Source organism: Chungangia koreensis, from assembly GCF_042651785.1.
Lineage (GTDB): Bacteria > Bacillota > Bacilli > Bacillales_A > Planococcaceae > Chungangia > Chungangia koreensis.
Genome location: NZ_JBHSEC010000020.1, coordinates 132,633 through 153,703, shown reverse-complemented (window position 1 = coordinate 153,703; position 21,071 = coordinate 132,633). Strand labels below are relative to the sequence as shown.

At 40.5% G+C, this 21,071-nt stretch carries 20 protein-coding genes and 1 other RNA gene; 16 read left to right on the top strand and 5 right to left on the bottom strand.

All coding sequences use genetic code 11. The features are described from left to right. The first annotated feature begins 5 nt into the window (after positions 1 to 5). From eno to ACFOZY_RS13700, 3 genes are all read left to right on the top strand, one after another. Entirely contained in the window at positions 6 to 1,301 is a 1,296-nt protein-coding gene (gene eno / locus ACFOZY_RS13710) for a phosphopyruvate hydratase (RefSeq protein WP_378156466.1), read from the top strand. A 601-nt stretch (positions 1,302 to 1,902) separates the two neighbouring features. After that, entirely contained in the window at positions 1,903 to 2,436 is a 534-nt protein-coding gene (locus ACFOZY_RS13705) for a GNAT family N-acetyltransferase (protein WP_378156464.1), read from the top strand. A gap of 21 nt (positions 2,437 to 2,457) precedes the next feature. Then, a complete protein-coding gene (locus ACFOZY_RS13700; RefSeq protein ID WP_378156462.1) occupies positions 2,458 to 2,826 on the top strand; it encodes a DUF3221 domain-containing protein in 369 nt (122 codons plus the stop codon). An 81-nt stretch (positions 2,827 to 2,907) separates the two neighbouring features. Here ACFOZY_RS13700 and ACFOZY_RS13695 read toward each other — a convergent pair whose 3' ends face one another. Together ACFOZY_RS13695 and ACFOZY_RS13690 are read right to left on the bottom strand one after the other, a co-directional pair. After that, positions 2,908 to 3,801: a GNAT family N-acetyltransferase gene (locus ACFOZY_RS13695; RefSeq protein ID WP_378156460.1), complete on the bottom strand. Its 894-nt coding sequence runs from the start codon at positions 3,799 to 3,801 to the stop codon at positions 2,908 to 2,910. Between the two features lie 165 nt (positions 3,802 to 3,966). After that, entirely contained in the window at positions 3,967 to 5,103 is a 1,137-nt protein-coding gene (locus ACFOZY_RS13690; protein ID WP_378156458.1) for a M20 family metallopeptidase, read from the bottom strand. 312 nt (positions 5,104 to 5,415) lie between these two features. On the opposite strand from ACFOZY_RS13690, the gene ACFOZY_RS13685 reads away from it, so the two are divergent. After that, entirely contained in the window at positions 5,416 to 7,254 is a 1,839-nt protein-coding gene (locus ACFOZY_RS13685) for a DL-endopeptidase inhibitor IseA family protein (RefSeq protein ID WP_378156454.1), read from the top strand. Between the two features lie 18 nt (positions 7,255 to 7,272). Here ACFOZY_RS13685 and ACFOZY_RS13680 read toward each other — a convergent pair whose 3' ends face one another. After that, complete coding sequence (locus ACFOZY_RS13680) at positions 7,273 to 7,974, bottom strand: ArsR/SmtB family transcription factor (RefSeq protein WP_378156452.1); 702 nt, start codon at positions 7,972 to 7,974, stop codon at positions 7,273 to 7,275. A 68-nt stretch (positions 7,975 to 8,042) separates the two neighbouring features. Here ACFOZY_RS13680 and ACFOZY_RS13675 point away from each other — a divergent pair, with 68 nt between their 5' ends. From ACFOZY_RS13675 to ACFOZY_RS13635, 9 genes are all read left to right on the top strand, one after another. Next, positions 8,043 to 8,513: a DinB family protein gene (locus ACFOZY_RS13675; RefSeq protein ID WP_378156450.1), complete on the top strand. Its 471-nt coding sequence runs from the start codon at positions 8,043 to 8,045 to the stop codon at positions 8,511 to 8,513. Positions 8,514 to 8,878: 365 nt separating this feature from the next. Further along, the gene (locus ACFOZY_RS13670) at positions 8,879 to 9,841 is read left to right on the top strand and encodes a tRNA dihydrouridine synthase (protein WP_378156448.1); all 963 of its coding nucleotides are present in this window, start codon (positions 8,879 to 8,881) and stop codon (positions 9,839 to 9,841) included. Positions 9,842 to 10,336: 495 nt separating this feature from the next. Beyond that, entirely contained in the window at positions 10,337 to 10,564 is a 228-nt protein-coding gene (gene secG, locus ACFOZY_RS13665) for a preprotein translocase subunit SecG (RefSeq protein WP_378156446.1), read from the top strand. A gap of 115 nt (positions 10,565 to 10,679) precedes the next feature. Further along, positions 10,680 to 11,429 carry an alpha/beta hydrolase gene (locus tag ACFOZY_RS13660; RefSeq protein ID WP_378156444.1) on the top strand — a complete coding sequence of 250 codons (750 nt, stop codon included), beginning with the start codon at positions 10,680 to 10,682 and terminating at the stop codon, positions 11,427 to 11,429. A gap of 42 nt (positions 11,430 to 11,471) precedes the next feature. Further along, positions 11,472 to 13,799 (top strand): ribonuclease R, encoded by a 2,328-nt coding sequence (gene rnr / locus ACFOZY_RS13655; protein WP_378156442.1) that lies wholly within the window; start codon positions 11,472 to 11,474, stop codon positions 13,797 to 13,799. Positions 13,800 to 13,878: 79 nt separating this feature from the next. After that, on the top strand, positions 13,879 to 14,346 hold the full coding sequence (gene smpB / locus ACFOZY_RS13650; protein WP_378156440.1) for an SsrA-binding protein SmpB: 468 nt from the start codon (positions 13,879 to 13,881) through the stop codon (positions 14,344 to 14,346). Positions 14,347 to 14,434: 88 nt separating this feature from the next. Next, positions 14,435 to 14,790, top strand: a transfer-messenger RNA (tmRNA) gene (gene ssrA, locus ACFOZY_RS13645). Positions 14,791 to 14,997: 207 nt separating this feature from the next. Beyond that, positions 14,998 to 15,231, top strand: coding sequence for a hypothetical protein (locus ACFOZY_RS13640; RefSeq protein WP_378156438.1), 234 nt, complete (start codon positions 14,998 to 15,000; stop codon positions 15,229 to 15,231). 392 nt (positions 15,232 to 15,623) lie between these two features. Beyond that, positions 15,624 to 16,439, top strand: a complete 816-nt coding sequence (locus tag ACFOZY_RS13635; protein WP_378156436.1) for a ZIP family metal transporter — start codon at positions 15,624 to 15,626, stop codon at positions 16,437 to 16,439. Between the two features lie 192 nt (positions 16,440 to 16,631). Here ACFOZY_RS13635 and ACFOZY_RS13630 read toward each other — a convergent pair whose 3' ends face one another. Further along, positions 16,632 to 17,570, bottom strand: a complete 939-nt coding sequence (locus tag ACFOZY_RS13630) for a cation diffusion facilitator family transporter (RefSeq protein WP_378156434.1) — start codon at positions 17,568 to 17,570, stop codon at positions 16,632 to 16,634. A gap of 479 nt (positions 17,571 to 18,049) precedes the next feature. Here ACFOZY_RS13630 and ACFOZY_RS13625 point away from each other — a divergent pair, with 479 nt between their 5' ends. Then, positions 18,050 to 18,445 carry a hypothetical protein gene (locus tag ACFOZY_RS13625; protein WP_378156432.1) on the top strand — a complete coding sequence of 132 codons (396 nt, stop codon included), beginning with the start codon at positions 18,050 to 18,052 and terminating at the stop codon, positions 18,443 to 18,445. 113 nt (positions 18,446 to 18,558) lie between these two features. Here ACFOZY_RS13625 and ACFOZY_RS13620 read toward each other — a convergent pair whose 3' ends face one another. Then, on the bottom strand, positions 18,559 to 19,188 hold the full coding sequence (locus ACFOZY_RS13620) for a flavodoxin family protein (protein WP_378156430.1): 630 nt from the start codon (positions 19,186 to 19,188) through the stop codon (positions 18,559 to 18,561). A gap of 279 nt (positions 19,189 to 19,467) precedes the next feature. Between ACFOZY_RS13620 and ACFOZY_RS13615 the strand changes: the two genes are divergently transcribed. Together ACFOZY_RS13615 and ACFOZY_RS13610 are read left to right on the top strand one after the other, a co-directional pair. Continuing rightward, the gene (locus ACFOZY_RS13615; protein ID WP_378156428.1) at positions 19,468 to 20,409 is read left to right on the top strand and encodes a ring-cleaving dioxygenase; all 942 of its coding nucleotides are present in this window, start codon (positions 19,468 to 19,470) and stop codon (positions 20,407 to 20,409) included. A 26-nt stretch (positions 20,410 to 20,435) separates the two neighbouring features. Then, a complete protein-coding gene (locus tag ACFOZY_RS13610) occupies positions 20,436 to 21,056 on the top strand; it encodes a nitroreductase family protein (protein ID WP_378156426.1) in 621 nt (206 codons plus the stop codon). Positions 21,057 to 21,071 lie beyond the last annotated feature (15 nt).

Genomic DNA, 21,071 nt, shown 5'->3' with positions numbered 1-21,071 from the left:
CCATTATGCCAATCATTACACATATCCAAGCACGTGAAGTATTAGATTCCCGCGGAAATCCGACTGTTGAAGTAGAAGTGTTCACTGAAAGCGGTGCGTATGGCCGTGCAATCGTTCCGTCCGGCGCATCTACTGGTGAATACGAAGCGGTAGAACTTCGTGATGGTGACAAGAGCCGTTACTTAGGAAAAGGTGTTTTGAAAGCGGTAGAAAACGTCAATGAAGTCATCGCGGCTGAACTTGAAGAGAACTATTCAGTCCTTGACCAAGTGGCAATCGACCGTGCAATGATTGAGTTAGACGGTACAGAGAACAAAGGCAAATTGGGTGCAAACGCAATCCTTGGCGTATCGATCGCTGTCGCTCACGCAGCAGCTGATTACCTTGATATGCCGTTGTATCAATACCTTGGCGGCGTAAATGCGAAGCAATTGCCAGTACCAATGATGAACATCCTGAACGGCGGAGCACACGCGGACAACAACGTGGACATCCAAGAGTTCATGGTCATGCCTGTAGGTGCAGAAACTTTCCGTCATGGACTGCGCATGGGTGCAGAAATCTTCCATAGCTTAAAAGCAGTATTGAAAGAAAAAGGCTTGAACACTGCAGTTGGTGATGAGGGTGGATTCGCTCCGAACCTTGCATCCAATGAGGAAGCTTTATCAACCATTATTGAAGCGATTGAAAAAGCAGGCTATAAGCCAGGCGAAGAAGTCCTACTTGCGATGGACGTAGCATCTTCTGAAATCTTCAACAAAGAAGATGGCAAATACCATCTTGCTGGTGAAGGAATCGTGAAGACATCTGAAGAAATGGTCGACTGGTACGAAGAGCTTTGCAACAAGTACCCAATCGTATCCATTGAAGATGGTTTGGACGAAAACGACTGGGCTGGCCATAAGCTATTGACTGAGCGCATCGGTAAACGCGTTCAATTGGTTGGAGACGATCTATTTGTTACAAACACGAAGAAATTGGCTCGCGGTATTGAAGAAGGCGTGGGTAACTCCATCCTGATCAAAGTCAACCAAATCGGTACATTGACTGAAACATTCGATGCCATCGAAATGGCGAAACGTGCTGGTTACACTGCAGTCATCTCCCACCGTTCCGGTGAATCCGAAGATGCAACAATCGCGGACATCGCGGTTGCCACAAACGCAGGTCAAATCAAAACAGGAGCACCTTCCCGTACTGACCGTGTTGCGAAATACAACCAACTTCTTCGTATCGAAGATCAATTGTATGATACAGCACAATACCTTGGACGTAATACGTTCTACAACTTGAAAAAATAATGGTAGTTGACCCCGGATTTTTCCGGGGTTTTTTATTTGAACGAAATTTGAACCGTCAAAAACGGTATATCAACGATTCTTTACAGGATTTCAACGATTCTTGACCATATATCAACGATTAATGATAGGATATCAACGATTATGGAACAGTTATCAACGATTATCAGCATATTTCAACGATTCCCTAAAATAATCTGATATTCGAACGAAAGTATAGAGTTCATGCTTTCGCAATCTACCCCGTATGATGTTTCCGGGGTTTTTTATTTGAACGAAATTTGAACCGTCAAAAACGGTATATCAACGATTCTTTACAGGATATCAACGATTCTTAACCATATATCAACGATTATTGATAGGATATCAACGATTCTTGACCACTTATCAACGATTATCCATATATATCAACGATTCCCTAAAATAATCTGGTATTCGAACGAAAGTATGGAGATCATGTTTTCGCAATCTACCCCGGATGATGTTTCCGGGGTTTTTTGATGAGATTCCCAATGAATTGTAGAAACTATAATTGTATTCAACCATTGCAGAAAAATCCCTTTTCAAATTCAAAGATAAAATGAGAAGTTTTTTATGTAGTACAATGAAAAGAATTAATCTGAATTTGGCGGTGCAAATGATGAACAATAGACCGAATGTAAAGGAATATTCAAGTGAATATCAGGAACAAGTAGTAGAATTAATTCTTCAAATCCAACAACAGGAATACAATATCCCGATTTCTAAGGAAGACCAACCCGATTTGTTTAAAATAGAAGAGTTTTATCAAACAGGGAACGGTAACTTTTGGGTTGCCATTTATGATGAAAAAGTGGTAGGCACCATTAGCCTATTAGATATTGGAAATCATCATGTAGCCTTACGGAAAATGTTTGTGAGAAAGGAATATCGGGGAGCGATATATAAGACAGCGAGTCTACTATTAGAAACAGCACTTAACTGGGCAAAGACACGTGATGTCCATGCAGTGTACCTTGGGACAACTCCTCAATTCTTAGCCGCTCATCGATTCTATGAGAAAAATGGATTTATTTCGATACCGCCTACAGAGTTACCTAAGAACTTTCCAATACTGCAGGTAGATAAAAAGTTCTATAAATATGACTTGAATACATAAAGATGGTTGGGAGGATAGCCAATGAAAAAATTACTATCGAGTGTCGTAGTTTTATTACTAATCATCATAATGGGATTCTTTTTATTTTTGTCATCATCACATAAAACGACAGGAACGATTATCGGAAACTATGAAGCGGACGGAGAATTTAAAATTTGGGTAATTGATGATCGATCATCTCGATCAGAGGATATAAAAGGGAAATCAGAGGAGGAATTGGAAGAGGGATTCCAGCTTTCAGGAACAGTGTATACCATTCCTAATTATGTTCCGGGTTTTATAGTCAGCGATCTTCAAGTTGGCAAGAAGGTGAAAATCTATTTTAGTGGAATTGTAATGCAATCTGCTCCCAGCCAAGCTGACGCATACTGGGTCGAGATTTTGGACTAATGAACTAAGCGTGATCACACTACTTCCAAACTAAAACAGGGTCAACCAAGTTTATGGTTGACCCTGTTTTCTATAAAGAGATTAAAGTTTATAGGTATAGCAAACCAACGCTTCTTCCTTAATGAATCCTTCTTTCGTGTAAAGCTGTACGGCACGTTCATTATCCGCATTGGCACTTAACACTGCCTTTGGAAGTCCGATGCTCTGTCCAAAAGTTAAAGCTTTTCTCAGCAACTGACGTCCTAATCCTTTTCCTTGATGGTCCGGGATGAGAGCTAAAGGGCCAATATTGAGAACCGATTCCTCATTGTAAATATCTTCTGAAGCTCGTACGACACCAATCGGCTTTTCATTGTGATAAAGAAGAAAGACTCCACCCTCTATATACTCTTCTTTCTTCTGCATGTTCTGTACCTCTTCAATAGTCATCGGGGTTTCAGAACCCTTCAATGTAGCAAAACCGGCATTTCGCACATACAGATAGTCTTCCTCATCCAGACCGATTTCAAAAGTTTTAAAGTTGTAGCCATTTGGTAGTTTCGGTTGTTCGACATCCAATGCTTCTCTCGTTAGGAAATAGGCATATCGTTCAATTTCAAACTGCATGGAGTGAAATAAATCTCGAACAACTGAATGGTCTTCTTTGATAAAAAGGAAGACATTATTAATTTCTGATACATGCTCCTTGATGCTTTGGAGCATCAGCTTGTAAATCTCGAGCTTTGGCTCAACAGAGTTAAAAATTCGAAAGCGAGCCTTTTTACCTCTTCTGTAATAGGAATCCATAACAAGAGAAACTGCAGCAATGATCTCATCTTGGTCATTGATGACGATATAGGTTGGATTATCCTGATCAGGTTGGAAGTTTTGTAAGTCCTCCTCGTAAAGATAGGATTCATCGACTTCGTTCCTGTGCCTCTTACAGAATTCAATGAAATCTGAAACCCTTAATTCTGACAAATACTCAATCTTCATCAAATGACCCCCTGTGGTAAGTCTGTTAAGACTTATGCCATTCTAAAAACAATTCGATTATATCATGCGGTAGATGTGGAATTTGTCGCTTTAATAAGTGATGAAGCACTCCTATGTGATCGAAGTGGAGTGCCAATTATGTTGAGCTATTACTCTCTACAGCAATTACTGGACAGATGAGGTTTTCAGGAGAAGCATACTTAAAATTGCGGTTCGATTCGGAATCTCGTCTACAACAATATGTTCACTCCGTTCGTGAATGCCACTTCCCATAGCTCCTAATCCATCGAGTGTCGGGATACCTAAATGAGCGGTTAGATTTCCATCACTTGCCCCTCCGACCGCAGCCTCAACTAAGTGGACGCCTAAACCTGCTGCTGCTTCCTGTGCAAGCTTAAACAATTTAAAAGTCGCTTTCCCTCTTTCCATAGGAGGGCGATTGATGCCCCCTTTGACATTGAGGACGATCCCTTCCGTCTGAGGTTTAAGCCCCATGATCAATTGATGAATCCTCTTTTGTTCCTCGACCGTTTTCGCTCTTATATCAATTCCGATTGTCGCTTTGTCTGGAACGACATTGAGTTTCCCTCCACCTTTTATGGCTCCAACGTTCACTGTAGTTCCCTTGTCATAATCGGTTAAGGATTCCACATATAAGATTTGTTTTGCTATTTCGCGAATCGCACTGATCCCTTTTTTATGATGATTTCCGGCATGGGATGCCCTGCCGTTCACTTCAATTGTATACTTCGAAGTCCCTTTCCTTCCGGTCTTTAAAGCACCACTCGATGTAACTGGAGGTTCCATTACAAATGCTGCGTCGCTATTTAAAGCTTCCTGTTCGATTAGCTTTTTAGACGAGGGGCTCCCGATTTCTTCATCACTCGTACAGAGCATGACGATTCTTTTGTTGAGGTTGATACCCAAGTCATGAAACGACTTGATTGCCCATATTGCCTGGACAAGACCGCTCTTCATATCCAAAATGCCTGGTCCGTAGATCCGGTTCCCATCCTCTTTTACAGTCAGTTCGCCTGCATCCCAGACGGTATCAAAGTGAGTGAGAAGAAGAATTTGACGATCTCCTTCACCATATTCAAAACGCAAATGATTTCCATAAAGAGTTTCCTTCACAACTTCAGCAGGATAGCCAAAGTAACGGATGAATAATTGCTGAATTCTTTGTGCGCAACTATCCATCAGTTCTTTTTCTCTTGAAGGAGAGTCGGCTTTGACGATGTACTTAATGTCTTTTAGTATTTCTTTTTGATGTTCAAAAATATAGTCATGAATTTCATGCATTCGTTTACACTCCCAAACAATAGAATATCCCATCTGAAATAGGGGCGGGATATAGGTGAATCCCTAAGAAGTACCTCACTTAATTTAGCTGTAAACTTACTATATTGTACATCTTGAATAATCATTATAGTAAAAAATTAAAGAAAATTTAGTCGAAATCCCTCGGTATCTTTTTATGATGTGCTGCATACAGTAGCAAAGTCTGTGTATTTTAGACTTCGAAAAACAGTAAAAAAGATACAGAGAAAACATGAAACAAAAAGCAAGAGTAGAAGTCTAATCGATGTGTAAGAACGAAACATAGGGGGTTATATGTTGAAGAAGTTATTTGCGATGCTCATGTCATTCCTTTTAGTAGTGGGATTGTTCATGCCGGCAGCGGTAGGGGCAGCACCGAAAGGGTTCAAGGACCTAAAAGATGATTACTGGGCGAAGAAAGAAATCGAGTACTTGGTCAATAAAAGAATCATCAATGGCTACGATGACAAAACGTTCAAACCAAATAAGGGGATTACTAAAGCTCAGGCAGCAGTCATGTTAGTAAAAGCACGCGATTTAAAAACAGAAAAAGATCCAGCTCCGATTTTCAAAGACGTAAAGAAGAAAGACTTCGCGTATAAGGAAATTGCCGCTGCGGTCAAAGCAGGCATTTTTGAAAAAGGCGACAAGTTTTATCCGAATAAACCGATGACGCGTGCAGATGTGGCATTGGCGATTTCAAAAGGGTTTAACATCAAAGGTACAGGTAATGTGACGTTCAAGGACGTATCAAAAACATCGCCTGCTTATGGAGCAATTTCAGCTTTGGCAGAACATAAAATCATCATGGGATATCCGGATGGTACATTCAAGCCAAACGGGAAAGTAACGAGAGTGCAATTTGCGGTCATGGTATATAGGGCGATGAACGCCGATGAATTCACAAACCAATATGAGATTCCGGTCAATATGAATCCAATTACGATCATGTTTAAATATGTATTGGTCAATCCGGACGGTGCAAAGGAGATCTTCCTGCCAGAGAGCAATTTCAATCTGAAGGAATTTGGCAAAAACGTTATCACATTTGAAAATGTCAATTTCAAGGAAATTGCAAGAGTCAACGGCCTTACAGAGTTTGTGCTAACTTTTGATGCGAAATTAGAAAAGAATTACAAAGGTAAGTTAGTCGAAAAAGGCAATCGTCTGTATGTGGTAGTTAAGAAAACAGGCTTTATGGAGTTCAAAATTTCAGCTATTGGTACGACGCCACATCTTACAGCAGATGAATCTGTCTCAATTACCGATCAACAAGCATTAACCTTAATCGCTGACGCGAAAAATGCGTATTGGACCGTAGTTCGTGGCGGAGATGATAATCGTACACTCATTACGTTCATGTATAACGGGACAGAGTATCGATATATGGCCGAATCATTAAGTACGATGGAAAAACTTAAAGGATATTTAGGGAAATATTATACTCCGGCAAAAGTAGAAGACATTATTAAAAAACTGCGAATCATTTCGCTTAACGGCAAATTGGCACAACCGAATGCAGATGGCGGCAGTCTCATGGATTATCGAAGAGCAGTGATTAAACCACTATCATCGGTATCTTCAACTATCCGCAGTTTTGAATTGACAGTACCTCTTAGTGGAACAGGAAAAACTGAGAAAGTAACAGAGGAATTGCATTTAATCGCGGGCCAAGGCTGGAGAGTGGCAGAAGCAATCTCTAACCAACAGGCGATCGATCTTTTTACAGCATCTTCTAAAGTATACTGGTCAGTTGTAAGTGGCGGAGAAGGCAAACGGGTAACCGGTAGTTTCAACTACAATGGAAATTACTACCGCTGGATGGCAGAGTCCCTTGATACGATGCAGGAACTGAAAGAATACTTAAACTCGGTTTATACACCAGCTAAAACCGATGAGTTGATCAAACAACTTGGCATTGTTGAAATTAACGGGAAATTAGCGCAACCTGATGCTGACGGCGGCAGTTTATTGAATTACAATAAAGCATCGATTAATTCGATAAAAGGATCAGAACTAAAACGCGAATTCGAACTGATTGTTCCATTAGGGGATACAGGATTGAAAGAAAAAACACATGGTGAGCTGCAATTCGTTGTTGGCTCTGGCTGGAGAGTATCAAATTTAAAATAGACAGTAAGAACCAGTCCGTCAATTGATGGACTGGTTCTTCAGTTTAATCCCTAATTGTTCATGTATTGCATTTAAACCCTTTGTTGTGAGTTGGACAGCTCGGCTTTTCTCTGATTTGGAAACCCAATTCTGTTCAAAAAACAATTTAGCGATTTCGGATCCTAACCATCCAGCAATATGGTAGCGTCGTTCACTCCAGTCAAGACAGGGCTTTGCAAATATCCTCCTTGGATTTGCTTCCTCTATGTTGATTCCCCACTTTAAAAACCACATTTTCCCTTCTTCTGTGACTGCATATTCGCCATCTTTTAAAAAGAGATAGTTTCTGTTAATAAATCCTTCTGCTACCTCTACACCAAGTTTCCCGGCAAGATGATCATAACAAGTTCGCGCATGACGAACTTGTTGGAGATGATGAGATTGTCTTAACGAGCGAACTTCAACAGTCGGCGCAATGGTTCCGAATTTCTCGATCACTTCTGCTACCTCACTGTTTGCAATACGAAAATAGCGATGTCTGCCATGTTGCTCTACTAAAAGTAGATTGCCTTCAACCAATTTAGACAAATGTGAACTGATGGTCGGATGGGATACCTTCGCCATGTATGCCAATTCACCAGCAGGCAGCGCTTGGCCATTCATTAAACAATCCAAGATAATTGCCCTTGTAGGTTCAGCTATTAACTTTGCGATATATGAAATATTCGGATATACATTCATATTTCGATGTTACCCTAAATAATTGAACGATACAATGAGCTTGTGTACAGAACAAAGGAGGCATCAATATGAATGCAGTTGAACTTATTATATTAAATTTAAAAGAAACACGGCGACGCTCAATTAAGCTATGGCAATCCCTACCTGATAATTGGCTTGACTGGAGACCGCATAAAGAGGCCATGTCCTTTGGGGAAATGATTCGTCATGTATGGAGCGGAAGTTTTCATTATCATATGTTACTAATAAACAATGGATCTCTAAATGAAATACATGCTCCTTTTGACGGGATACCAATCACTTCTGTAGAAGAAGAAATTGCGTTATCAAAATCCTATTTTGAAGATTTTTTAGCATATGTCCGATCCATTACTGTAGAAGAATTAGATAGTAGGGTCATTGATCGCAGTGATGTTGGCTATCAACGTTATTTAGGGGATATGCTGCTACGGATTGCCTATCACGACTCAGTACATGCAGGCCAATTTTTACAATATTTAAGAATGGCAGAAATAGAAAGACCGAATATATGGGATTAGACTTACGACAAACAGCACTAATATAATCAGAATCAAGGATTCGTGGACTGAAACATTTAAACGGATACATCGAAGAGCTTCAAAGTCGAGATATGAGTAAAGGTTCTATTAAATATAGTGACGAATTAAAAATTGACCATCAAATTCCAATCGAATTTGATGGTCATTTAATTTGATTTATAGTAAAATTTTCTTTTAGCATTACTGTAATATGTCCATTTTTCGGATAACATAAATGTCTGGTAAAATATGGTTACCTTAGTAATTGGGAAAATGAAGCAGAGATTTCTTTGCTTTTTTATTTTGTAATTCTCAACAGGGTTTATCACGATTGCCCCCTGTTATGAAAGGATTTGAATATCAATATGTCTACAAATTTTTGGCGTGATTTACCACGGCCGTTTTTTATATTAGCACCAATGGAAGATGTGACAGATGTTGTTTTTCGACATGTCGTGAGTGCTGCAGCTAAACCTGATGTTTTTTTCACAGAGTTCACAAACTCGGAAAGTTACTGTCATCCAAAAGGACACAATAGTGTGCGGGGTCGTTTGGCTTTTACAGAAGATGAGCAACCGATTGTCGCTCATATTTGGGGAGACAAGCCCGAATTTTTCAGACAAATGAGTATCGGAATGGCGGAAGAAGGTTTCAGCGGTGTCGATATTAATATGGGATGCCCGGTACCGAATGTAGCGCAGAATGGAAAGGGAAGCGGCCTGATCCGTCGGCCAGAAGTTGCAGCAGAGCTGATTCAGGCAGCCAAAGCGGGAGGTTTGCCGGTAAGTGTCAAGACAAGGCTCGGATACACGGAAATAGAAGAATGGCGTGAATGGCTGACGCACATATTGGAACAAGACATCGTGAATCTGTCCATCCATTTGCGTACACGAAAAGAAATGAGCAAAGTGGATGCCCATTGGGATCTCATCCCGGAGATTAAGAAACTACGTGATCAGGTAGCTCCTGACACACTATTGACCATCAACGGGGATATTCCTGACCGTCAAAAAGGTTTGGAGCTTGTGGAACAATACGGCGTTGATGGAGTAATGATCGGTCGAGGCATTTTCAAAAACCCGTTTGCTTTTGAAATGGAGAAGAAAGAACATAGCAGTGAAGAATTGCTCAATCTGTTAAGGCTGCACCTCGATCTCTATGAGCACTATGCGAAGGAATTTGAACCACGAAACTTCAAAGCCCTCCAGCGATTCTTTAAAATTTACGTCAGTGGTTTCCGGGGTGCGGGTGAATTGCGTAATCAATTAATGAACACAGCGACACCGGACGAAGTGCGTACTTTGCTCGATCAATTTGTAAAAGAATGATTTCTTAACTTTAAGTAGAAAATCAGGCACTTTGAATGACACCATTCGAATTGCCTGTTTTAACCTTATTTAAATTTTGGTACAAAAGTAATCCTTAAATGTCCAGTTAAATAGAAAATTAAAGAAATTACAATAAAGATGATCATGAGTATTAGCACGTACTTGATAATAGTATTCGCTATATTTTTATATCCTGTAGCTGCTAAAATTCCTGTTATTGCTAATAATGTATACAAGTATGGCAGATATGAATTCAGAGTAAACTTTATAATTCTTCCTCCCAACGTAAACATACTTTTTTCATCTTATTCGGATTTTAAGCTGACGATTACAGCTTAAGCCGAGGGATGGGTGGATTAAAACAATGATATTGAACGGTAAAAAGAACTTTTCCGTAATCGTTCAAATCTTTCTGAAAAAAGTCGTATTGTATAAGTAGGGAGTTTTTGATAGAATTAGTTCTATGTGAAGGTGTTTATTCAGGAGGTGGAATTCATGCACGGAATTCTTTTGACTTTATTGGTCATTGTTTCGCTCGCATTAATCGTTGTCGTATTATTACAATCCGGAAAGAGTGCGGGACTGTCTGGTGCCATCTCCGGTGGAGCAGAGCAGTTATTCGGAAAACAAAAAGCGCGTGGACTTGACTTGGTTCTACATAGAGCCACAATCGTTCTTGCAGTTTTGTTCTTCATCTTGGCGATTTTAGTCGTGAAATTCTAATACTAAACATAGACCGCCTGACCGGCTACCGGTCAGGCGTTTTCTTTTCATTTTGAATCTTTTCTCCCGTATAGTGAGAGAAGGGAAAGATAGGCTATAACTATTGGAGGTCATCATGATGCGAATCACTCAACCGAAACCTTTCTTATTTGAAGCAGGACCAAGGGCCGTACTGTTATTGCATGGGTTTACAGGAAACTCTTCGGACGTTCGGATGCTCGGACGCTTTTTAGAGAAGAATGGATATACTTCTCTTGCACCACATTATAAAGGGCACGGCGTTCCTCCTGAAGAATTGGTCCATACAGGACCGTCCGATTGGTGGAAAGATGTGGTCGAAGGCTATAACCGTTTGAAAGACGTCGGCTATGAGGAAATTGCTGTCGCTGGACTGTCTCTTGGTGGTGTGTTTTCATTGAAATTAGGGTATAGCGTTCCTGTAAAGGGAATCGTCACGATGTGTTCGCCGATGACGATGAAAACGACCGAATTGATGTACGAAGGCGTATTGAAATATGCAAGGGATTATAAACGGTATGAAGGCAAATCACCTGAAGTGATCGAACAGGAAATTGAAGAGCTGAAAAAAACGCCGATGGAATCCCTGACGGATCTTCAGGCACTCGTGAAAGACGTCCGGGAACATATCGACTTAGTATATGCCCCGTTATTGGTCGTCCAAGGAAGAAAAGACAATGTAATCGATGTAAACTCGGCGAATATCATCTATGAGGGAACCGAATCGATCGACAAGAATATCAATTGGTATGAAGAATCCGGCCATGTGATTACATTAGGACCGGAAAAAGAGAAAATGCACGAAGACATCTTAGAATTTCTTCAGTCGCTCGATTGGAATGTGTAAAAAGATAGCACGTTGTACACGCTATAAAGGGAGGGATGTAACATGGACCAATACGAAATCGAATTAAGGGAACGACTTCTTTCATTCATGAAGGAAGAATCATATAAGCCAATGACTGTCCAGGAGATTCAGGACCAGATGAATATTACGGACGCAACCGAGTTTAAGGAGCTTGTAAAGACGCTCGTTAAGTTGGAGGAGCAGGGATACATAGTACGTTCCCGCACGAACCGATACGGTGTTCCGGAACGGATGAATCTGTTCCGTGGTAAATTCATCGGACACGCAAAAGGCTTCGGCTTTGTCGCGCCGGAAGAGGATGGAATGGATGATATTTTCATCCCGCCGAATGAAACCAATTCAGCGATGAACGGGGATATCGTCTTAGTACGTGTCTCGAAGGAGAAGTCTGGAGACCGACGTGAAGGGACCGTTATCCGGATTGCCGAAAGACGGACTACTAAAGTGGTCGGGATGTTCCAAGACCATAAAGGCTTTGGATTTGTCATTCCTGATGATAAAAAACTATCGATGGATATTTTCGTCTCGAAAGAAGATTCATTAGGCGCGGTAGATGGCCATAAAGTAGTTGTGGAAATTACAAGTTGGCCGAGTGATATTAAATCTGCAACCGGTATGGTCACACAAATTTTAGGACATAAAAACGATCCAGGTGTCGATATCTTATCGATTATTCACCGTTACGGAATTGAAACTGATTTCCCACAAGAGGTAATCGATCAGGCAAATAAAGTGCCGGACGAGATTTCCGAAAAGGATTTGTTCAAACGTCGGGACCTTCGCGATGAAGTGATTGTCACGATCGACGGTGCAGATGCGAAGGACTTGGACGATGCCGTTACGGTAACGAAAAATCCGGACGGAACGTATAAATTAGGGGTGCATATCGCAGATGTCAGCTACTATGTGACAGAGAATTCCCCTCTTGACCAGGAAGCGTTTGACCGGGCAACGAGTATCTATTTGACAGACCGTGTCATTCCGATGATTCCACATCGATTATCCAATGGAATCTGTTCACTGAATCCTCAGGTGGACCGTTTGACATTGTCTTGCGAAATGATGATTGATGGAAGCGGGAAAGTTGTTTCTCACGAAATCTTCCAAAGTGTCATAAAGACGACGGAGCGGATGACCTATACCGATGTCTATAAGATCCTTGAAGAGAAAGACGAGGAACTTATCAAGCGCTATGAACCATTAGTGCCGATGTTTGAATCGATGGCAGAGCTTGCAGCGATCCTGCGGAAAAAGCGGATGGAACGTGGTGCGATTGACTTCGATTTCAAGGAGTCGAAAGTACTTGTGGATGAAAAGGGCTGGCCGACAGATGTTGTCATTCGTGAGCGTACCGTTTCCGAAAAACTGATTGAGGAATTCATGTTGGCGGCTAATGAAACGGTGGCGGAACACTTCCACTGGATGCAGGTTCCGTTCATTTACCGGATCCACGAAGATCCAAAACCAGAGAAGCTACAACGTTTCTTTGAATTCTTAACGAATTTCGGACTTGTCGTAAAGGGTACCGGAAATCATATTCACCCGAGAGCCTTACAGGAAATCGTTGAAGCGATCGAGGGAACTCCTGAGGAAACAGTCATTTCGACGATGCTCTTACGTTCGATGCAACAGGCGAAGTATTTCGAAGAAAGCTTGGGCCACTTTGGACTTGCAGCTGATTTCTATACACACTTCACATCGCCGATCCGACGTTATCCAGATTTGATCGTTCACCGGTTAATCCGTACGTATCTCATCGAAGGGGACGTATCAAGCTCAACGATTGCTCACTGGGGAGCACGTATGCCGGAAATCGCCCAGCATACATCCGAACGTGAAAGACGCGCGGTTGATGCGGAACGTGATACGGAGTCACTGAAGAAAGCACAGTTCATGCTCGATAAGATTGGTGAAGAGTTCGAGGGTATCATTAGTTCCGTAACGAACTTCGGTATGTTCGTCGAGCTTGAAAATACAATTGAAGGTCTTGTCCATGTCAGCTATTTAGTGGATGATTACTACCACTTCGACGATCGTCAAATGATGATGATCGGTCAGCATAGCGGCAAACAATTCCGTATCGGGGATGAAGTGACCGTCCGTGTCGTGGCAGTAAAACCGGAAGAATCGGCCATCGACTTTGAACTTGTGGGCATGAAGAAAACATTCCATCGCACACGTACTGATGCACCAAAGGTTATACGTGCGAAGAAAAAGGATGGCGCACCTGGCCAGCGTGGACAAAAGGATCAGAAGAAAGACGATAAGAATAAACCGAAAAATAACAAGAAGAAAAAGTTCTACGAAAATGTTCCGAAGTCCAAAAGTCGGAAACGGAAGAACAAATAAAAGTGGGGCGGCACTTGCCGTCCCCTTCATTTATTTTATACAATGAAAGATACTAGTTGCTGGGTTAGAGGTGAGAAGTATGCCAAAAGGAATGGGGAAAACGGTTGCCCAAAACAAGAAGGCGAACCATGATTACTTTATAGAAGAAACATTCGAAGCCGGAATCGTCCTACAAGGGACAGAAATTAAATCTGTCCGTAACGGGAAAGTCCAATTGAGGGACGCATTCGTCCGAATCCGGAACAACGAAGCATGGATTTCAAATATGCATATCAGTCCGTATGAACAAGGAAACAGGTTCAACCACGATCCAATTCGTTCGAGAAAGCTCTTGCTCCATAAACGTCAAATTAACCAGTTGATTGGTACGATCAAGGAGCAGGGAATAACAATTGTACCGATTAAGATGTACATGAAGGACGGCTATGCAAAGGTCCTGATCGGAATCGGTAAAGGGAAGAAAAACTACGATAAGCGTGAAGACCTTAAGAAGAAAGAAGCGAAACGCGAGGTAGAGCGTGCATTCAAGGCAAGGTTGCGTGAGTAGACCCCTTGAAATTTCCTGTAAAATACCTTATAATAAGGTTACAACTTGCCAGATTCAATCCTTTTTAGGATTTCCTTACATCCCATACGGGGACGTTACGGATTCGACAGGGATCGTCTGAGCTTGAGTTGCGCGTCGGAGGGCTCGGCTCCGTATCAACGGCAGTTAATAATAACTGGCAAAACAAACAACAACCTAGCTTTCGCAGCGTAAGCTCGAAACTGCTCTATGTATCCATCGCCCATGTGGCTATGTAGAGCTCAACTTTAGTGGGATACGACGACTGGTACCACCTGAGTCAGCCGTAAGAGATTTCCAGGTTAGCGAACAGGACGCCTGCTTGTCGGCATAATGCTGCGTGAAATGTGAATAGGCAAGATACACGCGTAGAAGCTTAAGTGTTGGAGTCTCTGGACGCGGGTTCGATTCCCGCCGTCTCCATAGTACGTACTATGGTTTAATACGAATAATAAAGCCACTTTCCTTTAAAATAGGAAAGTGGCTTTTTCGTTGAGAGTTTCCTTGTGTCAGTAGAAACTTTCATTTTGATTTGGAGGATTCTTATCACATTTGTTGAATTAAAAAAGTAAAGGATAAAACTGAGGATACATTTTGAGGAAGTACTTTAACGTTAATTAAGGAGGCCAATCATTGGGAGATATTGATAAGCGAAATCGATTCGACGAGGAGATTTTTGCCTATAGAATTACAAAAGATAAAAAAGTATTTATCTCCTTTCAAGGAAAGCACGTAACCACGCTTGCAGGTAAAGCGAGTGAAAAGTTTTTGAGTAAGATACAATCTGCAGATTTTAAAGAAGCCCAATTACTAATGGCTAAAGCAACAGGTAATTTTAAGCATGGCAATGAGAAGGATCATAAGTGATCAACTTCATATGTTTTTTTCATCTCCCATTCGTATATGTAGGGCAATTATGACTGCTGGTGTCAGCGTAGAAACGGGTTCGATTCCCGACACTTTCATAGTAAATTGCTATGGAAAAAAACAGTACGTTCTTAAAGCATAAAGCTGTCATTATGACAGCTTTATGCTTTATTTATTTCCAAGTTTCTATTTGAGCTTACATCGAAATGGTCGAATTACAAGTTAATTAACTACACTCATATTTTGATTGAAGTATTCACCAGATCATTTCAAGGGTAATAAATTGAATGTGTCGTCAAAGTAAAAATGTTGCACGAAGGAAACTTTGAGCATACAATAATACCATTAATAAAGATTAGGATTGAAAATAATATGGGGGAGGCAGAAGCATTATGACTGACTATTTCGCAACGCTAAGTCCTGTTGCTCAAGCGCTGATAGCTACTCTTTTTACATGGGGTATGACTGCTATTGGTGCTGCATTAGTATTTACTACTAAGAAAATGAACCAAAAGCTTATGGACGGAATGTTAGGATTTGCTGGTGGAGTAATGATTGCAGCAAGTTTTTGGTCGTTACTGTCGCCTGCCATTGAAATGTCGGAAGGTAGTTCTTTTCCGGCATGGTTTCCGGCAGCTATTGGGTTTTTATTAGGGGGCTTTTTTCTTTGGGTAGCTGATAAGATTATTCCTCACTTGCATCCCACTTCTTCTATGAAAGATGCGGAGGGAATAAATCCTGCAAAAAGGCGTCGTAGCACCCTTCTGATCTTTGCTATCACATTACACAATATACCTGAAGGACTTGCAGTTGGCGTGGCTTTTGGTGCTATAGCAAACGGTTTTCCGTCAGCCTCTTTACCAGCAGCGATCGCATTAGCGATTGGTATAGGTATTCAAAATTTACCAGAAGGTACAGCTGTTGCTATGCCTTTGCGAAGAGAGGGTATGTCACGACGTAAAAGCTTTTTTTACGGACAGTTATCGGGTATGGTGGAGCCTGTTGCAGCAATAGTTGGGGTTCTTGCCGTAACATTAATGACACCGGTACTCCCATATGCTTTGAGTTTTGCTGCAGGTGCGATGATATTTGTTGTAATTGAAGAAGTTATTCCAGGGTCCCATGAAAATGGATATAAAGATTTAGCCTCAATATGCTTAATGTTAGGTTTTACAATCATGATGATCTTGGATGTTGCATTCGGATAAGAGATTGTAAAGAATCTATTGTATGTGCTGCCTTAATTACCGGCGAAACATTGAGTAACGTGTCAGTCCGTGTTGAGATAAGCATTTTTAAAAAAGCTATCAGAAAAATTCTGATAGCTTTTTTTGCTTTGTTTCTTGAGTTGTGTCATTGGACAATTTGGAAAATACATAAGTAATGATCTAAATGGAGTATTAATGATCGTCATGATGAGGAGAGCTTTCTTCATTTTGATTATGACACAAAATTGTATTTTCGTGAGGGTGATCATCATTTTCCATTTGAATCGTAATATGGCCAATCCCCAAATGTATCAATTCATGCTCAATTTCATTGATCATCTTTTGGCTCTCTTGAATCGTTAAATTGTCATTGATGACTACATGACAAGATAGGGCGTTTTGTCCGCTTGTAATACTCCACACATGCAAATCATGGATGTCGATTACTCCTGGTGTGTTTTTAAACGTACTTATAATGTCTTCAATATTAATATTACTTGGCGTGCCCTCCATTAGTACATTTACTGATTCTTTCGTAACCCGATAACCACTAATCAGTACGAGGATAGCAACGATGATACTTGCAAGTGGATCCGCCCATCCCCATTCCAAAAACATGATGAGAAGCGCAGCAACAATGGCTCCTACTGAACCAAGCATATCACTGAGTACGTGAAGAAACGCGGCACGAAGGTTTAGATTTTCTTTTGTATCCCCACCGCGCATGATGATCCATGCTACAAGTATGTTAATTAGTAAACCAATAAATCCAATGATTAACATACCAGTAGAAGCTATTTCGGGTGGATTAGTAAATCGTTGGACTGCTTCATAGGAAATGAAGATTGCAATAACGATTAAAGTAACACCATTAAATACTGCAGCTAATATCTCGAATCTTTTATATCCGTAAGTTTTATTGTAATTGGCTGCTTTTTCGCCGAATTTAAACGCTAATAACCCTACCGCCAGTGAGATAGAATCGCTTAGCATATGTCCTGCATCAGATAATAGAGCAAGACTATTCGTGAATACTCCGCCAATTACCTCGATGAACATAAAACCGGTAATAATAATGAACGATATTAATAATGTTTTTTTATTCGCGCTATGTGTATGATCATTGCCCATATGGTTACCTCCTTAGACAAAATGGAGTTACTCACACTGAAACCTGAAGCTTTCGATAAAATGGTAAATACATACTCACTTCATAGGTGTAATAAAAAGTGTTTCCATCCCGCTGAAATTTTACTATCATAAGCTCCGTTATATTCTTTACCCTAAATTCAACTTATCATTAAATGGTATTAAGAAGAATATTCGTTTTCCATGGTTTATATTTTGAGGCTATTCAATTAAGAAAGATGATTACCAATTTCAATTTCTATCTAAGAATAACAACGGGAGCGAAGACAAAATAGCCTCCTACTTACTATGGATTAGTTCAAATGGTGGAAATTTAGAAATAGTTGACGATAGCGATAGATATGTGAGATTAACAAAGCAAGATTCAGAAGTTTTATATGAAATTTTAGTTGGAGAAGATTAATGAAATCTTCTACTAAAGGAGGGAGGCGATTTATTTGAAATAGTTAGCTCTCATTTTTATGGTCTTCTTATTGATGGCTTGCCAAGGAAATGACCCCAATGCAATTACATTAAAAGAGGTTCTATCTTCATTTGAAGAACAGCAATTGTCACTAAAGGAAAGCAAAGTAAATAAGGACGACCATATATTTGGTATGAAACTTAATGGAGTTAGACCTTCTGGTCATGAATTAGATGGGAAAATGCTTTTAATTTATATTTATGGTTCAAGTATTGAACGAGAAGAGGGCTTGGAGGATTGGCGTGAAAAAACAGCAAGTATGGACACAGTCTCATACAAAGTGTACGAGGTTAATAATGTGATGCTGTTTTATGTCTATGAAGGAGAAAAGCTTAAAAATGAAATAGACAGCAAAATACAAAATGTAGTGAATGGGTTAAGTGAAAGTAATTAACTACTAACAATCCCTCAAGTTGTTTACGTCCAACAATCAGGTTAAAATCAAAAAGAATCAATCCAATTCTATTGAATCGGACTGATCGTTTTGTATCCTATCTGATATTTATATTAACTTTCAATCACATTTCCCTCGGCCGGAATCGGATGCTCTTTCAACAACCGGGCAAAATGCAGTAAATTGTAAGCAGTAATTTTTGCATGTTGCATTGTAAAATCGTTTTCGTACCCGTTTGCCTCGATATATGATGGACCAGGACCCGCTTCTCCTACCCAATAAGTATCCACATTTGGAGGAATCGTAAATCCGATATGCGACAATGTGTATATTATGTAGCTTGAAACGTTTTTCGCACCATCTTCGTTACCTGTAACAACCACTCCGCCAACTTTGTTATAGTAAATGTACTGGCCTTTTTCGTTCGTAAGGCTGCTTCCACCATATAATCTTTCTACTACCAAAGTGGACAGGCTGCTCTGTTCGCCAAGCCAAACGGGCGAGCCAAGCAAAAGAATATCTGCCTGTTTCACTTTTTCAAAAATCTCTGGCCATTGATCCTGATCATTCACTGCCTCATGAGTAATTCCTAAACCGATATTATAGTCAGCCATGCTGAGTACTTCTGTCTCCACGCTATTCTCATCAAAAATCTTAACAATCTCGTTAATGAGCGCACGGGTATTGGATTGCTTCGTGCTGTCCTTCAAACTGCAATTCAAGACTAACGCTTTAATGCTCATAGCTACATCTCCTTAAAATCATGGTAATAGTATTTCTTTACCCTGAGAATTCTATATAAAACGAAAGAAGCCGCTCGCTTTCGGTATAGAAGGGGTGTTACAACCGACTGTTAAGAGCTGCAGACTTGGTTAGAAGAATTAATACTCTACAATTATATATTTCAGTTTCGAGATAAAACCATTGACGAACAAATCCCTCCGTGTTATCTTGAATTAAAGATAATATCATAATCATATATCTCGAATTCGAGATAATTATAAAAAGTGGAGGTGGATGGGATGATGCAAATAGAAGGACATCACCATATTTCAATGGTGACGAAGAATGCTCGGGTAAATCATGATTTTTATAAGAAAGTATTAGGTCTGAGAAGAGTCAAGAAAACGGTAAACCAAGATGATCCACGTATGTACCACTTGTTTTATGGTGATTTAACCGGCAGTCCTGGAACCGAGTTGTCGTTTTTTGAAATACCTAATGCAGGTAAAACGCATAGAGGAACAAACGCCATTACAAGAATCGGTCTGTTTGTTCCAACCTTTGAAAGTCTGATTTACTGGAAAAACCGATTTGAGAATCTACAGATACAACATGAAGATATTTCATCATACGCAGGAAGAGATGCACTCCAATTTGAAGATTCTGATGGCTTGAGGTTAGTGCTTTTAAACTTAAATGGTGCTGACGTTCCTAATCATTGGCAGCGTTGGACAGATTCTCATATACCGTTGGAACATCAAATTTTAGGAATGGGAACAGTAGAAATGACCGTTGCCAATTCCAAACAATTGTCTGATACATTGGAAACTGTATTTGGCTATTCACTGGCTGAAGAACTAAAAGAAGGAATGCTTTATCAATCAGTTAAAGGAAACGTGTTTGGAGAGATTTTAGTTGTTCAGTTAGATGGGCCGAAAGAAAAACGGGGTAAAGGAAGCGTTCATCACTTGGCGATTCGTGTCAAAGATGGAGATGAACTTCGATTGTGGAAGGAACGCATCGTAAATGCCGGTTTTAAGGTTATGAAAATTACAGACCGTTATTACTTTGAAAGCTTGTATTTTAGAGAGAAAAACGGAATCTTGTTCGAACTTGCAACCGATGGTCCTGGATTCACAGTGGATTCTTCAATTGAAGAATTAGGTACTGTACTCGATTTGCCGCCATTCTTGGAAAATCGAAGAGAAGAGATTGAAGCTTATTTAGAACCGATTGATTGAAAAGGTTAAGCAATGGAGGACAAGACATGAGATCGTTCCAGCAAGTAGTAGAAGAACGGAGATCAGCGAATAATTTTCTGCCGGATTATCCGATTACCGAAAAAGATTTGAATGACATCTTCCGGGTATTGAAATATACGCCCTCCGCTTTTAACCTCCAGCACACCAGGTACGCCGCAGTCATTGACCCTGACCTGAAAATGCAGTTGAAGGAAGCGGCAAATGGGCAGTATAAGGTAGGAGCGGCATCGGGGGTAATTGTCGTATTAGGCGACACATTAGCCTATCAGGAAACGGCTCAAATCTATGAAGGTCTATTGACTTTAGGTGTATTGAGCGAAGACCAATACAATGATGAAGTGAATGATGTAGTGTCATTTTACAAAAGAAGAGGCATTTCTTTTCACCGGGATGAGGCAATCCGGAATGCGTCCCTATCTGCCATGATGTTCATGCTGGCGGCAAAGGATGCCGGATGGGATACATGTCCCATGATCGGTTTTAACCCGCATGAAGTGAAAAGAGTGTTAAATATTCCAGACCACCTTGAAGTTGTCTTGATGATCGCTATCGGGAAGGAGAAAGTGGCAAGCAGACGGCCAAGAGGCTATCGAAAGCCCGTAAGCGAATTAGTGAAGTACTATTAAAAGGAGAAGAACAAT